This window comes from Maricaulis maris (assembly GCF_036322705.1).
In the GTDB taxonomy this organism is placed as follows: Bacteria; Pseudomonadota; Alphaproteobacteria; order Caulobacterales; family Maricaulaceae; genus Maricaulis; species Maricaulis maris_B.
The window spans coordinates 3,082,858-3,096,656 of sequence record NZ_AP027270.1 but is presented as its reverse complement, the minus strand read 5'-3'; the positions used below and the strand labels follow the sequence as shown (position 1 = coordinate 3,096,656).

Below are 13,799 nucleotides of genomic sequence, written 5' to 3'. Positions count from 1 at the left end.
TTGCGATGGCGGCCGGACGCCGTGACGGGACGCGTCCGGGGAGGCGCGGGTTATGATGGATATGGGGTCTCAACGCAAGGCCTGCCAGTCGATCCAGCCAACCGATCCCTATTCCGCCGGGTCGCTTACCGGCGCAGGCGGTGTCGCGGGGCTCCTGTTCGGACCGGGATCATGGCGACGCGCCGAGAGACCGATGACCAGCGCGATCAGCGTCAGCCCGGAGGCCAGCAGGAACGGGGCCCCGGCGAAGGTCACCACCGATGCATCCTCGGAGAAATGCGAAAACACCCGCGACATCACCAGCGGGCCGATAATCATCGACAGGCTCTGCAGGGAGGTCATCGCGCCCTGCAACTCGCCCTGGGCATTCTGCGGCACGATCCGCGACATGACGCCCTGAAGCGCAGGCTGACCGATACCGCCCAGCGCCGCGAACACGATGATCGCGTAGACCATCCAGCCCGCGGTCGCGAGGCCGTAGAGGGCGTAGGCAATGACCGCGAGCGACAATGACAGGGTAATCGCCCGCCACTCGCCAAGGCGCGGCACCAGAATGCGCGTCAAACCACCCTGCACGATGGCCGAGGACAGGCCGACTGCCATCAGAGAGAGTCCGATTTCGCGCGGGCCCCAGCCGAACTTGAAGTCGGTGTAGTAGGCCCAGATAGCCGGATAGACCGAGTGTCCGAGCAGCATCAGGAAGATCGCCGACATCAGCACCAGTACGGCCGGATACTTCCGCATCTGCATGAGCGAACCCAGTGGATTGGCGCGCATGATATCGAACTTGCGCCGGTTTTCCGACTTCAGCGTCTCCGGCAGGACAATCAGGCCATAAACGAAATTGGCGCCGGCCAGGATCGCCGCCGCAAAGAAGGGTGCGCGCGGTCCGAAATTGTCGCCCAGCAGGCCGCCAATCGCCGGACCGAGCGTGAAACCGACGCCGAACGCTGCCCCGATCAGGCCAAACCGCGCTGCACGCTGCTCGGGCGGAGTGATGTCGGCAATAAAGGCATTTGCCGTGGAATAGCTGGCGCCGAAAATCCCGGCGAGAATGCGTCCCACCACCAACAACCAGAAGACGGGCGCGAAGCCCATGATCAGATAGTCGATCGTGAAACCGGCAAGCGCCGCGAGGAGGACCGGCTTGCGCCCGAAACGGTCGGACAGGCCGCCCACGATCGGCGCGAAAATGAATTGCATCCCGGCATAGGACACCATCAGCCAGGCGCCCAGTACGGCGGCGTTATTCGCCTGAAGCCCGGTCAGCTCCTCGATGAGCTCGGGCATCACGGGAATGATCAGGCCGAAGCCGATCATGTCGATCAACACGGTGATGAAGATGAAGATGACCGCGTGTTGACCGGGCGGGCGGGCAGACATGGCGTTTCCTTGAGGTGGTCCGACCTGGCGCCGGGCCCAGCGCCTAATCGTCGGCGCTCTTGAGTGGTACGCCGTAAAGTTCCAGCCGGTGATCAACAAGCTTGTAGCCCAGCTTGCGGGCAATCGCTTCCTGCAGCCGCTCGATCTCGTCATTGACGAATTCGATGACTTCTCCGGACTTTAGGTCAATCAGGTGGTCGTGGTGCTCGTCACCGACCTCCTCATAGCGCGACCTTCCGTCGCGGAAATCATGGCGCTCGATAATGCCGGCTTCCTCGAACAGGCGAACCGTCCGGTAGACCGTGGCGAGGGAGATACGGGGGTCTTCCTCGGAGGCGCGGCGGTGCAGCTCCTCCGCGTCCGGATGATCATCCGAAAACGAGAGAACACGGGCAATGACGCGGCGCTGATCCGTCATCCGCAGCCCTTTGTCGACGCAAAGCTTCTCGATCTTGTCCGGCATGATCTATCCCTTCGTAGATGGGTCGAGAAATAGGCGGTCACGGGGTCATCTGTCCATCTTTGTGCAGCCATTTTTCGAGGACCAGCGCATCGCTGCCGTCCCGGTAATAGGCCCGCCGACGGCCGATCTCGCCATAGCCCGCCCGCAGATAAAGAGCCTGCGCGCCCGAGTTGCGCGCGGAGACTTCCAGAAAAATTCTGGCAACACCCTGACTAGAAAGAGCCTTTTCCGCCGTTGTCAGCACTTTGTCAGCAAGGCCGAGGCGGCGGTGATCCGGGCTCGTTGCCAGTGTCAGCAACTCTGCCTCGTCCGCCGCGCTGCGAAACAACGCCATGGCAATGATCTCTGTACCGGACCGGCAGGCCCAGCCGGAACAGCCCGGCAGGTTGAGCAGTGACGCGATCTCGCCGCTCGACCACGCGGCCTCGAAGCAGCGGGCGTGCAGCTGCGCCAGATCGCCGGCGCCGGTTGGCCAGACCCGCTCGACCAGCCCCGTCATGTCGGCGACAGGCCGCCGGGGAGCTTGGCATCCGGCGGACGAGCATAGAAAGGCGAGGGAGGGCAGTCCGCCGGCGACAAGTCGGCCGTCATTGCCAGCATCACTCGGGGGTCAAGCTCGGTGACGCCCAACTCTTCGAAACCCGGAGGGAGATGGATCGAGCCGGACCCGGTCACCGCACAATGGGAAAGACCCATCTGCGCCAGTCGCTCAGCAATCCCGGACACCGGACACCGCTCGGCCAACCCGGCTTCGCCGTCAATCCAGACTTGAAGGATGACTTCGCCGCGCTTGGCGTCATGCAGCACGGCAAGAGCCGGGCACGGCCCCGCCTGCTGCGCTAGCACCGCGAGATTGGACAGGCCCAGACATTGGGCCGAACAGGCGAGGGCCAGGCCGCGGGCGAAGGCGACGCCGACCCGCGTACCGGCAAAACTGCCGGGCCCGGTCGTGACCCCGATCCGCGAGAGCTCGGACGCGGCGATACCCGCGTCGGCGAGAACGGCCTCAACCATGGGAGCCAGGCGCTCGGCATGGCCGCGACCGATCGACTCGCTGCGAACGAAGTCGCGTCCGTCCGCAAGGCGGAGCGCTGCGGTGCAGTGTTCACCGGTGGTATCTATCGCCAGCAAGGTCATGCGAGCCATTTAGCGGATAATCACCGTCAGGTCGAAGCTTCCGCGCGGCTTGGCCGGCGGAAGGGTTACTCGACCGCTTCGACCGACTGGATTTCCGGGATGTAGTGCTTGAGCAGGTTCTCGATTCCGGACTTGAGCGTCATCGTCGAGGATGGGCAGCCGGCGCAGGCGCCACGCATTTTCAGACGCACAATGCCGCTGTCAGCAAGGTAGGAGTGGAAGAGGATATCTCCACCATCCTGGGCAACAGCCGGGCGGACCCGGGTATCGATCAACTCGATGATCTCCTTGACCAGGCCCTCATCCTCTCCGGCGTAATTGGCGTGACCACTCTCGCTCTGGGCAGCGCCCATCAAGGGCCGACCCGATTGCAGGCCGTCCATGATCGCTCCGAGCAGGAAGGGTTTGATATGATCCCACTCATAAGCGTCGGTTTTGGTGACGGCGATGAAGTCTTCTCCGAAGAACACACCGCTCACACCATCGACGAGGAAAAGGTCAGCCGCCAGCGGAGCGTCCGCGGCATCCTCCTCACTCTCGAACTCGCGCGGCCCGTCCGGCGCGATCTCGCGACCCGGGAGGAATTTCAGCGTGTTTGGATTCGGCGTGGCTTCAGTCTGGATAAACATGGCAGGGCCTCCTGACTGTCACTTGGCGCTCTTTCGGCCCGCATTCAACCATACTTGGCGTGAGGATATCAGACGAGGGCGTCGATCTCGGCGGTATCCATATCGCCCGGCACGACCGTGACCGGGACGGCACGCCCCGAAAACAGACCCTTCCCGCGGGCCAGAGCGGTGACCATCGGGCCCGGCCCATCGCCATTCGCCGACGTGGCCAGGACCAGCAGCGAAATCAGCGGATCCTCTTCCAGCAATTCAGACAGGACCGTCCGCCGGTCGCCCTCACGCAGAAGCAGCTCCGGACGCTCGCCTGTGATGGCCTCGGCATCTTCGGCCATCGACTCGAGCAGCGTCTCAGCCGCGGTCTCCGCTTCCCGCTTGGCGGTCTCGGCGACGCCGATCCAATGGCTGAAATCACCCGGCTCATGCGTTGCGAGGATGGCGACATGGGCCCCGGTAGCCTGGGCCCGCCGCGCGGCAAAATAGAGCGCAGTCCGACACTCGGAACTGTCATCGGCAACAACCAGGAATTTGCGCGAGCTCTCAGGCATGAAGCGAGTTTGGCGTCTGCCGGACGACACGTCCAGCAATTCATGCTAACCCCCGCTGCGAAAGGGAGAATGATGAGCGTGACCGAACTGAGAGACCGCCGCAATGCCGGCACGCCGGCCCGGATTTTCTCGATCGAGTCGGACGCCCTTGTCTGGCGCGGGATCGGGGATGGTGGAGAGGGCCGCATGGCGCTTGCCAGCGTTCGCCAGGTCCGGTTGGCAATCGCGATGGCGGGCCAGAGCAGCCAGGTCGTCTGCCGGGTCACCGATGACGCGGGTCACGAGGCCGTCTTCGGGTCCATGCGCTGGGCTGGCGTCGGCCAATGGGAGGCCAATGCCCGAGACTTCCGCGATCTTCTCCGCGCCCTCCATCTCGGCCTTCGCGAGCAGCCCGGACCGGTACGCTATCTCGAAGGCTCGACCACATCATTCCTCGCCATCATGACCGGTCTGGGCGCCCTGCTTGCGCTCGTAGGGGCCGGCGCCTTTACCAAACTCTTCCTGATCGATGAAAACGCGATCGGCCTCGCGCTGATACCGGCGATCGCTCTGGGGGTCTGGTTGATGCGGCTGTTTTGGCCGCGGGCCGCCAAAACCTATGACCCGACGACCTACACGGTTGAGACGCCCACTGAAAACCCTGATCCTGCGGGAGAGTCCGATCCGGCGCTGGCAGGAAAAGAGGGTTCGGTAACACCTCGTTAACCCTGCGACCTCGGACTCGAACCGTCAGCCAAAAGACCCGAAGCTTGGTGCCGGGTCGTTAGGGCCTGATGCCCAGCCCCTAATCCTCAGAGACCGAGCCCGGCGGCATGGCCTGGACGCTGAATTCGGCCGGGACCTCGCCGGCCCGTTCAAACACGAGCACACCGGTCACCTGATCCCCCTCGAAGACCGGCGCAAGACCATGCACCATCAGGTGGTTGCCACGCGGCGCGAAAACCATTCGTTCGCCACTCGTCAGGTCCTGCGGGCCGATCGGACGCATCCGCATCATGCCCTGCTCATCCATGCTGTGGCCGTGCATCTCGACCCGCTCGGCTCCATCGATACGGGCTGACAACAACCGGTCCGCTTGACCGTCGGTCAAACGGGCCGAGAAATAGGCTGCCGTCACGTCACGGCCCTGCGGATGCGGCCTGATCCAGGCGTCGCTGATTTCCACAATCGGCGTGACCACGTCGTCCGGCAAGGCCGCCATGGGGCCGTCCGACGCCATGGCATGCAGGCCATCGCCGTGCGGCTCGCCGCTGGCGGCCACGGGTTCGTCCGCCCCGCTACAGGCTGTCAGGGCAAGTGCGAGAGCGGCCAGGGATGCGAACTGTTTCATGATGTCTTCCTTGCGGTAGCCACTGCGCTGCGAACACCGGCTGCGCGATCTGTCCCAGCTTTAGTCCAAGCCGGAGCTTCCGGCGAGTACGGCAAAAAGCCTAGCCCCAGAAACCGATGACCTTCTTGGTTTCATCGACGATCGGCTGGGCGACCGCGCGGGCGTTTTCGGCACCCTTGGTGAGGATCCGGTCGATCTCGGCCTTGTCGGATATCAGGCGGCGATACTCGTCGGAAATCGGTGCGAGATAAGCGACCGCGACGTCTGCCAGAGCCGGCTTGAACGCGCCAAAACCCTGTCCGCCGAACTCGGCGAGAACATCGGCCTTGGTTTGTCCGGTCAACGCCGCGTAGATCCCGACAAGATTGGTCGCCTCGGCGCGGCCATTGAGCTCTTCGACGGTTGCCGGAAGCGGCTCGGGGTCCGTCTTTGCCTTCTTGATCTTCTTGGCGATCATGTCCGCGTCATCTTCGAGATTGATGCGGGAATTGTCGGACACGTCCGACTTCGACATTTTTGCCGTGCCGTCACGCAAGCTCATGATGCGCGCACCCGGTCCCTGGATCACCGGCTCGGTCAGCGGGAAGAAAGCCTCGCCCTTGCCGAAGTCGCGGTTGAAGCGGGCCGCGATGTCGCGGCACAGTTCGAGGTGCTGCTTCTGGTCTTCGCCAACCGGCACTTCGGTCGCCTTGTAGACGAGAATGTCAGCCGCCTGCAGGACCGGATAGGTGAACAGGCCAACGGAGGCGCGCTCCTTGTCCTTGCCGGCCTTGTCCTTGAACTGGGTCATCCGCTCGAGCCAGCCGAGGCGGGCAACGCAGTTCAGGATCCAGGCCAGCTCGGCATGAGCCGGCACGGCCGACTGGGCAAAAATCGTGCTCTTCTCGGGATCCACGCCGGAGGCGATATAGGCTGCGGCCGCCGAGCGCACTGAATCCGGCAAGGCCGCCGGGTCATGCGGCATGGTAATCGCATGCATGTCGACCACGCAGTAGAAACACTCGCGGGTCGGGTCTTCCTGCAGGGCGACCCAGTTCTTCAACGCACCAAGATAATTGCCGAGATGAAGCCGGCCGGTCGGCTGCATGCCGGACAGGACGCGGTGCGGACCTTGGTAATCGGTGGGCGTGTCGCTCATGGGAGGGCCTTGCGGGTAAGACGGATCAGGACAAGCGTCTTAACCAGCGCGAGGCCCGGCCTCAAGAGCGCTTGAGCGCGGCGCGCACCTCGGAGGGTCGCAAGGCGCCGGTCAGAAGCGCCGCCAGGCCATAGACAGCGAGGCCAGCGCCGCACACGACAATCAGGGTGGCGAGGGTCGAGTCGAACAGAATGACGCGCAGCGGGTCAGCATAATGCTCTGCGGTCAGGAGGAAGGCCGCCATGATTGCGCAGGCCGCAATAATGCGCGGCAGCTTGCCGAGGAGTCGCGCATCGGGCTCGAGCAAACCCCGGCGCCGGAGTGTGACGGCCAACAGGATCGTGTTGACCCAGCCGGCAAGCGCTGTGGCGATTGCGAGCCCTGCAAAACCCAGTGGCCCAAAGAAGAGGATCAAGCCGAAAACAAGGTTCACGGCCACGCCGATGGTGGCAAACTTCATCGGGGTCATGGTGTCTTCGCGGGCAAAAAAGCCCGGCGACAGGACCTTGATCAGGACAAAGGCCGGCAATCCGATGGCAAACGGAACCAAGGCCTGGCCGACCATCATGGCGTCCTGTGGCGTGAACGCATCGCGCTCATACAGGCCCGACGCAATGAAGACGGGAATGACAGCCAGCGCCGTCGCCGCCGGCAAGGTCAGCGCCATCGAGATTTCCAGTGCCCGGTTCATCGCGTTTGAGGCGGATTGAAGCTCCCCGGCCCGCACACGGCCAGCCAGGGTTGGCAGGAGGACAACCCCCATGGCAATCCCGACCACGCCCAAGGGCAGCTGATAGAGCCGGTCCGCATAATAGAGCCACGACCGGGCACCTTCCTCGATCGTGGCGATCGACGATGTGACCAGGATATTGATCTGCGTCACGCCCGCCGCCATGGCGCCCGGGATGCCCAGCACGATCAGCCGCCGCACGCCGGGCGTGAGACGGGGCAAGGTCACGCTCATGCGCAATCCGGTCGCCCGGCATGCCGCGAAAAGCCAGATCAGCTGGGCTATGCCGGAGAGACTGATACCAATGGACAAATGCAGCGCCAGGTCCGGTCCCGCCGCCGGCGAAAGCGCGAGGATACCGATCAGGGTCAGGTTCAACAGGACAGGCGCCGCGGCAGCGACCGCGAACCGGCCATGAGAATTGAGTACGCCGCTGAGCATGGCGCTGAGCGACATCATCAGCAGATACGGCATGGTGATCTGGGTAAGCAGAACTGCCAGCTGAAACAGGTCTGGATCGCCGATAAAACCCGGTCCCAGCAGATACATCAGCCACGGCATCAATAGCTGGGCGCCAATGACGATCACGACCATTGCGGTCAGCAGGACCGACATCACCTGTCGCGCAAAAACAGTCGCTTCATCCGGCACGTCGCTCTGCAGCTTTCCGGCATAGAGAGGGATGAAAGCGGAGTTGAACGCGCCCTCGGCAAAAATGCGGCGAAACAGGTTGGGAAACTGAAAGGCCGTCAGAAAGACATCCGTGACAGCGCCGGCCCCGAGCGCCGCAGCCAGCAACATCTCCCGCACCAGGCCGAGCACGCGGCTGACCATGGTCAGCAGACCAACAACTGCCGTGGACCGCAAAAGCCGCATCTCTACCTCAAAACACTGGCCCGGGCGCGGGCGATGCCGCGCTGCGCGGCCTTTTTGTCGAAGGCGGTCTCATTCTCGGAGAACACGGCCAGAAGCCCGCTGCGGATACGTTCGGTGATCGCCTCGTCCACCAGTTTATGGTCGTCGTGAGTGACGTAGAACACGTCGGTTGCCCGTTCGCCATAGCCATCGATCTGGGCGGAAGTGAGCGCAAGGTGCTCGTCGGCGAGAATATCGGCCAGATCCGCCAGCAGGCCCGGGCGGTCGCGACCGGATGCCTCGATGACCGTCGCCTGTTCGGCAATCTCGTTGGAGATCGTGACACTCGGTGTGACCCGGAAGGCCGCATCCCGGCGCTTGAGCGGTGCTGCCGGGTGGCGTCGGACAGTGATCTCGCCCGTTGCCACTTCGCGCAGATAGGCCACCAGAGCCTGGCGCTTGAGCGGGTCATCCCGACCGTAAGGCTGACCCGCCGCGTCCTGGATATAGAAAATGTCAAAAACCTGGTCCGAGGAGGTCGTGTTGATTGTCGCACCGACCACATCGGCCCCGGCCTCGGCAAAGGCGGCGACGATATCGGCGAACACACGCTCGCGATCCGGTGACCAGATCATCACCTCGGTCGCCGCCCGCCGCCGATCGACGCGGACCGCCGCAGAGGTTTGCAAACCGCCCGTACGGGCATGCCGGACGAAGGCCGCGTGACGAAAGCGGTCTTCCTCCGAGAAAGCGGTCCAGTAAGCGTCATTCAATTCCGCCGTCCACCAGGCGGCAAAGTCCGGATTGACCCGCTCGAGGCGTGGCCGGATGCGATTGCGGGCCAGCGCCGCCTTGTCGGCGAGGGTTTCGCGAGCCAGCTGCAGGTTGTCGCCATCACTGGACAGGACCTGCTCGGTGGCCGAGTAGAGCTCCCGGATCAACTGACCCTTCCAGCCATTCCACACGCCTGGACCGACCGCCCGGATATCGACAACAGTCAGCACGGTCAGCAGGCGCAAGCGCTCCACCGACCCGACGGCTGCCGCGAAATCAGCCACGGTTCGCGGATCCGACAGGTCGCGCCGCTGGGCGGTATCGCTCATCAGAAGGTGTGATGCGATCAGCCAGGAGACCAGTTCGGTTTCGGCCTCGCCCAGCCCCATGCGTTCGCAAGCGGTGACGGCACGGGCCGCGCCTTCGATACACTGGTCGCCAGCCCCCTTGCCGGTATCGTGAAGCAGCACGGCAAGATGCAGCGCCCGACGGTTCTGGATGAGCGGCAGCAATCCGGTCGATAGCGGATGATCGAGCGGGTGCAGCCCGTCCTCGATCTCCCGCAACAACCCCAGCGCCTGCAGGGTATGCTCATCGACGGTATAGCGGTGATACATGTTGAACTGGGTGCGCGCGACGATATCGCCAAACTCCGGCAGGTAGCGACCGAGGACGCCGGCCTCGGTCATCATGCGCAGTACAGCCATCGGTGCCGCGCTATCGAGCAGCACCGCAAAGAAGGCGCGCGCCGCCCGCGGGGCACGACGGAAATCATCATCGATCAGATGCAGGGTCCGCCCGATGCGGGCAACCGCTTCGGGATGCAGGTCCAGCCGGCGCGACGCGGCAACATGGAAGAAGCGCATCAGACGGATCGGATCCTCGCGGATCTGGGTCGCATGAGCAAAATCAAGACGGCCATCGCGGACAATGAACTCGCCGACATCGGCGTCTTCAGCCGCATCCATACCCGGTGGCAGGAAGCGTGCCAGTCCCTTGGGCTTGGATTTCCAGGCATCGGCTTCCAGCTTGGCGCAGACCAGACGGGTCAGGGCCCCGACATTCATGGCGGTGCGAAAATAGCGGCGCATGAAGCGCTCCACACCGCTCTCCGTCTCGCCGTCCTCAAAGCCCATCCGCGCCGCAATCTCGGGCTGGACGTCGAAGGTCAGGCGCTCATCCTTGCCGCCGGCCAGCTCATGCAGGTGGAAACGGACCGTCCACAGGAAATCATCGGCCAGAATGTATTTCGACACGTCCTCGACCGAGAGAAGGCGACTTCCCACCCAACGCTCAAACGCATCGGCGCCGTACAGGAATTGCGCCAGCCAGCGCATGAGCTGCAGGTCGCGCAGACCGCCCTTGCCGGATTTCAGGTTGGGCTCGACTGTATAGCGAGACCGGCCCGCCTTCTCGATCCGGGCATCGCGCTCACGCAGCTTGGCCTCAACAAAGGCCGGCAAGTCGCCCGCCACGACTTCATCGCGAAAGCGCTGGGCGAGGGTTGCCGTTGCCGCTTCGTCGCCGGCGAGATGGCGGAGCGAGAGCAGCGCGGTGCGCTCGGAGGCATCCTCGCTGGTCAGGGCAATCGTTTCATCCGCCGTCCGGCACGCACCGCCGCCGACATCAATCTTGAGGTCCCAGAGGGCGTAGAGAAATTGCTGAAGGAAGGCGTCCGTTGCCTCGCGCGCCGCGTCGGGCTTGATGAGCATCAGGTCAATGTCGGAGGACGGCGCCAGCTCACCGGCACCGAATCCACCCTGACCACACAGGGCAACGCCGGCTGACCCGACAGGATCGGCCGCCGCCATGGAGTCGAACAGCGCGTGCAGACAGGCGCTCATGCCCTCGGACAGCCGGTGAGCCGCGATCGCACCACCCCCGGCCCCCGACAGGCTCGCGAAGGCCTGAGCCCGAAACCGTTCGATTGCGCCGCGGACATGGGCGAGGGCCGCCGCGCGCGCCGCCGGCGAGTCCCAACCCTGTTGGGACAGGGCGGCAGCCAGTTGAGCCCGCAATTGCAGACCATCCAGCGAAGCGGGCAGGGCAGGCATCTTCATCGTGGGGCCAATCTAGTTCACCGCACGTGGCGGCGTCACGTCTTCTTCGTCATCGCCTTGAGGGCGTAAAGGACTTCCAGCGCCTCGCGCGGACTGAGCGCGTCCGGATCGATCTGGGCGAGACGCGTTTCAACCTCGGAAACAAACGGTTCGGGATCCGGTTCGGCAACCGCGAACAGGGGAAGGTCGGTGAGGGCAGCCGCCGGGGTTCCGTCTGCCTCGAGCCGCGCCAGAATGGACTGGGCGCGCTTGACCGCGACCCGTGGCAGGCCGGCCCGACGCGCGACCTCAATCCCGTAGGACCGGTCAGCCGCGCCACGACCCACCTCATGCAGGAAAACCAGCTCGCCCTTCCACTCCCGCGCCTTCAGCGAGACATTGGCGGCCGCATCGAGGTCATCAGCGAGCCGCGTCAGCTCGTGATAATGCGTCGCGAACAAGGCCCGGCAGCCATTGACCGCGTGCAGGTGCTCCGCCGCAGCCCAGGCGATGGAAAGTCCGTCAAAGGTCGCCGTACCGCGTCCGATTTCGTCCAGAATGACAAAGCTGCGCGGGGTTGCCTGATTGAGGATCGCCGCTGTCTCGATCATTTCAGCCATGAAGGTGGAGCGGCCGCGGGCGAGATCATCAGCCGCGCCGACCCGCGAGTACAGCCGGTCGGCAATCCCGATCCGGGCGATTCGGGCCGGCACATAGCAGCCAGACTGGGCCAGCATCAGGATCAGCGCATTCTGGCGCAGGAAGGTGGACTTACCGGCCATGTTCGGACCGGTCACGAACGTCAGCCGGGCCGCCTCGTCCCCGGCCCCGTCGAGATGGCAATCATTGGGCGTGAACCGGCCATCACCGGCCCGGGCGAGCGCCCGCTCGACCACCGGATGGCGCCCACCCTCGATACGGAACACACTGTCATCCGACATGATCGGTCGACAGGCCTCGCTGTCCTCGGCCCATTCGGCCAAGGCGGCGGAGACGTCGAAATCCGCCAGCGCTCGCGCTGCCGCGCGGATCGGAGCGGCCTGTTGCTCGACGCGGTCGCGCAGGGCCGCGAAGTCGTCCTGCTCCATCGCCAGGGCCCGGTCCCCGGCCGAGGCGATCTTGGCTTCGAGCTCGGCCAGCTCGGTGGTCGAAAAACGGATCGCATTGGCCATGGTCTGGCGGTGAATGAAGCGCTCGTCCGCCATCAGGGCATCGCCGTGCTTGGCTGTCACTTCCACGAAATAGCCGAGGACGTTGTTGTGCTTGACCTTGAGCCCGCTGACCCCGACCGCCTCGGCATAGGTTTGCTGCAAGCCGGCCACGACCCGCCGCGAGGCATCGCGCAATTGCCGCAACTCATCCAGCTCGGGCCGCCATCCCTCGGCGATGAAGCCGCCATCCCGCGCGAGGAGCGGCGGCTCGTCGACAATCGCCTGCTCCAGATCGGTGACCAGGGCCGCGAGATCAGGCTTGTCGCCCAGCACCAGCGCCTCTAGCCCGTCCGCGATCAGGCCCGGAGGAGCATCCAACGAGTTGTCGAGCAGGCGCGATGCGATCATTTCGCCTTCCTGCAGCGCCGCTGCGAGACCCTTGAGATCGCGCGGACCACCCCGTCCAAGCAAAAGCCGGGACAGGGCCCGCTCGGCATCACCCGCCTGGCGCAAACGATCGCGCAGATCGCGCCGGTGTGACCGCGCCCGTTCAAACCAGGCAATCGCGTCCAGCCGGGCTTCGATCATCGCCACATCGGTCAGCGGCCGGGCCAGACGTTCAGCCAGCCGCCGCGCCCCGGGCGCCGTGACCGTCCGGTCGATGGCATCCAGCAATGACCCCTGACGAGACCCTGACAACGTACGCTCGATCTCGAGACTGGCCCGGGTCGCCGGGTCTATCGCCAGGCTGGCCCCGGCCTTCACCTGGCGTGGTGGCGCCAATTTTGCCGGAGCCCCCGCCTGGGACAGGGCCAGATAGTCGAGCAGGGCCCCCAGGGCCGCGCATTCCGGCTTCGAGAAATCACCGAAAGCAGTGAGTTCCTGGACCCGGAACTGATCCCTCAGCTGGCGCTCGGCCGAGGCCGGATCGAATTTCGCACGCGGCAGCGGGGTCAACGTCGCATTTGGCGCAAGAAGGGCCGCCTCCCCGAAGGCACGCTCCTCGACCAGCAATTCAGCCGGGTTGAGCGCCGCGATCTCGGCGGCGAGATTGGTTGGGGCCACCGGCGACACCCGGAAATCCCCGGTCGAGACATCAGCCCAGGCCAGGGCCGCTTCACCCGTCACCGATTGGGCGAGCGCGGCAATCCGGTTCGACACGCGCGGATCAAGCAGGCTGTCCTCGGTCAGCGTGCCGGGCGTGACCACGCGGGCGATCGCCCGCTGGACGACGGCCTTGGAGCCGCCACGCGCCTTGGCCGCCTTCGGGTCCTCCATCTGCTCGCCGACCGCAACCTTGAATCCGGCCTTGATAAGACGGGCCAGATAGGCCTCCGCTGTAGCAGCCGGAACGCCGCACATCGCAATCGGTTCGCCTTGATGCTCGCCCCGTTTTGTCAGGGCAATGTCAAGAGCCGCCGAGGCCCGGACCGCGTCGTCGAAGAAGAGCTCGTAGAAGTCGCCCATACGGTAAAACAGCAGCGCATCGGCTGGCGCCTGGGCGCGCAATTCGAGGAATTGCTGCATCATCGGGGTCGCACCCTCAGCGGAGGGGAAGGTGCGATCGCGCGGCACGGGAAGGGTCGACATGGCAGTCATCGGCGCAGACGGTGGCGAGGTTTCGC

At 64.7% G+C, this 13,799-nt stretch carries 12 protein-coding genes; 1 reads left to right on the top strand and 11 read right to left on the bottom strand.

Going from position 1 to position 13,799, the window contains the following annotated elements; translation table 11 throughout:
* Window positions 1–108: 108 nt before the first annotated feature.
* From AAA969_RS14805 to AAA969_RS14780, 6 genes are all read right to left on the bottom strand, one after another.
* The gene (locus tag AAA969_RS14805) at window positions 109–1,383 is read right to left on the bottom strand and encodes a TCR/Tet family MFS transporter (protein WP_338247098.1); all 1,275 of its coding nucleotides are present in this window, start codon (window positions 1,381–1,383) and stop codon (window positions 109–111) included.
* A 43-nt stretch (window positions 1,384–1,426) separates the two neighbouring features.
* Window positions 1,427–1,846 carry a Fur family transcriptional regulator gene (locus tag AAA969_RS14800; RefSeq protein WP_338247096.1) on the bottom strand — a complete coding sequence of 140 codons (420 nt, stop codon included), beginning with the start codon at window positions 1,844–1,846 and terminating at the stop codon, window positions 1,427–1,429.
* 37 nt (window positions 1,847–1,883) lie between these two features.
* Window positions 1,884–2,345 (bottom strand): GNAT family N-acetyltransferase, encoded by a 462-nt coding sequence (locus AAA969_RS14795; protein ID WP_338247094.1) that lies wholly within the window; start codon window positions 2,343–2,345, stop codon window positions 1,884–1,886.
* Window positions 2,342–2,992 carry a tRNA (adenosine(37)-N6)-threonylcarbamoyltransferase complex dimerization subunit type 1 TsaB gene (gene tsaB, locus AAA969_RS14790; RefSeq protein ID WP_338247092.1) on the bottom strand — a complete coding sequence of 217 codons (651 nt, stop codon included), beginning with the start codon at window positions 2,990–2,992 and terminating at the stop codon, window positions 2,342–2,344. The genes AAA969_RS14795 and tsaB overlap by 4 nt, the downstream gene beginning before the upstream one ends.
* 56 nt (window positions 2,993–3,048) lie before the next feature.
* Window positions 3,049–3,612, bottom strand: coding sequence for a NifU family protein (locus tag AAA969_RS14785; protein WP_338247089.1), 564 nt, complete (start codon window positions 3,610–3,612; stop codon window positions 3,049–3,051).
* 68 nt (window positions 3,613–3,680) lie between these two features.
* Complete coding sequence (locus AAA969_RS14780; RefSeq protein WP_338247087.1) at window positions 3,681–4,157, bottom strand: universal stress protein; 477 nt, start codon at window positions 4,155–4,157, stop codon at window positions 3,681–3,683.
* Window positions 4,158–4,235: 78 nt separating this feature from the next.
* Between AAA969_RS14780 and AAA969_RS14775 the strand changes: the two genes are divergently transcribed.
* The gene (locus tag AAA969_RS14775; RefSeq protein WP_338247084.1) at window positions 4,236–4,862 is read left to right on the top strand and encodes a hypothetical protein; all 627 of its coding nucleotides are present in this window, start codon (window positions 4,236–4,238) and stop codon (window positions 4,860–4,862) included.
* Between the two features lie 79 nt (window positions 4,863–4,941).
* Here AAA969_RS14775 and AAA969_RS14770 read toward each other — a convergent pair whose 3' ends face one another.
* From AAA969_RS14770 to mutS, 5 genes are all read right to left on the bottom strand, one after another.
* Window positions 4,942–5,487, bottom strand: coding sequence for a copper chaperone PCu(A)C (locus tag AAA969_RS14770; protein WP_338247083.1), 546 nt, complete (start codon window positions 5,485–5,487; stop codon window positions 4,942–4,944).
* 100 nt (window positions 5,488–5,587) lie between these two features.
* Window positions 5,588–6,625 carry a tryptophan--tRNA ligase gene (gene trpS / locus AAA969_RS14765; protein ID WP_338247080.1) on the bottom strand — a complete coding sequence of 346 codons (1,038 nt, stop codon included), beginning with the start codon at window positions 6,623–6,625 and terminating at the stop codon, window positions 5,588–5,590.
* 61 nt (window positions 6,626–6,686) lie between these two features.
* The gene (murJ, locus tag AAA969_RS14760) at window positions 6,687–8,231 is read right to left on the bottom strand and encodes a murein biosynthesis integral membrane protein MurJ (protein WP_338247077.1); all 1,545 of its coding nucleotides are present in this window, start codon (window positions 8,229–8,231) and stop codon (window positions 6,687–6,689) included.
* 2 nt (window positions 8,232–8,233) lie between these two features.
* On the bottom strand, window positions 8,234–11,044 hold the full coding sequence (locus AAA969_RS14755; protein ID WP_338247075.1) for a [protein-PII] uridylyltransferase: 2,811 nt from the start codon (window positions 11,042–11,044) through the stop codon (window positions 8,234–8,236).
* A 35-nt stretch (window positions 11,045–11,079) separates the two neighbouring features.
* Window positions 11,080–13,773, bottom strand: coding sequence for a DNA mismatch repair protein MutS (gene mutS / locus AAA969_RS14750; RefSeq protein ID WP_425325012.1), 2,694 nt, complete (start codon window positions 13,771–13,773; stop codon window positions 11,080–11,082).
* Window positions 13,774–13,799: the final 26 nt, after the last annotated feature.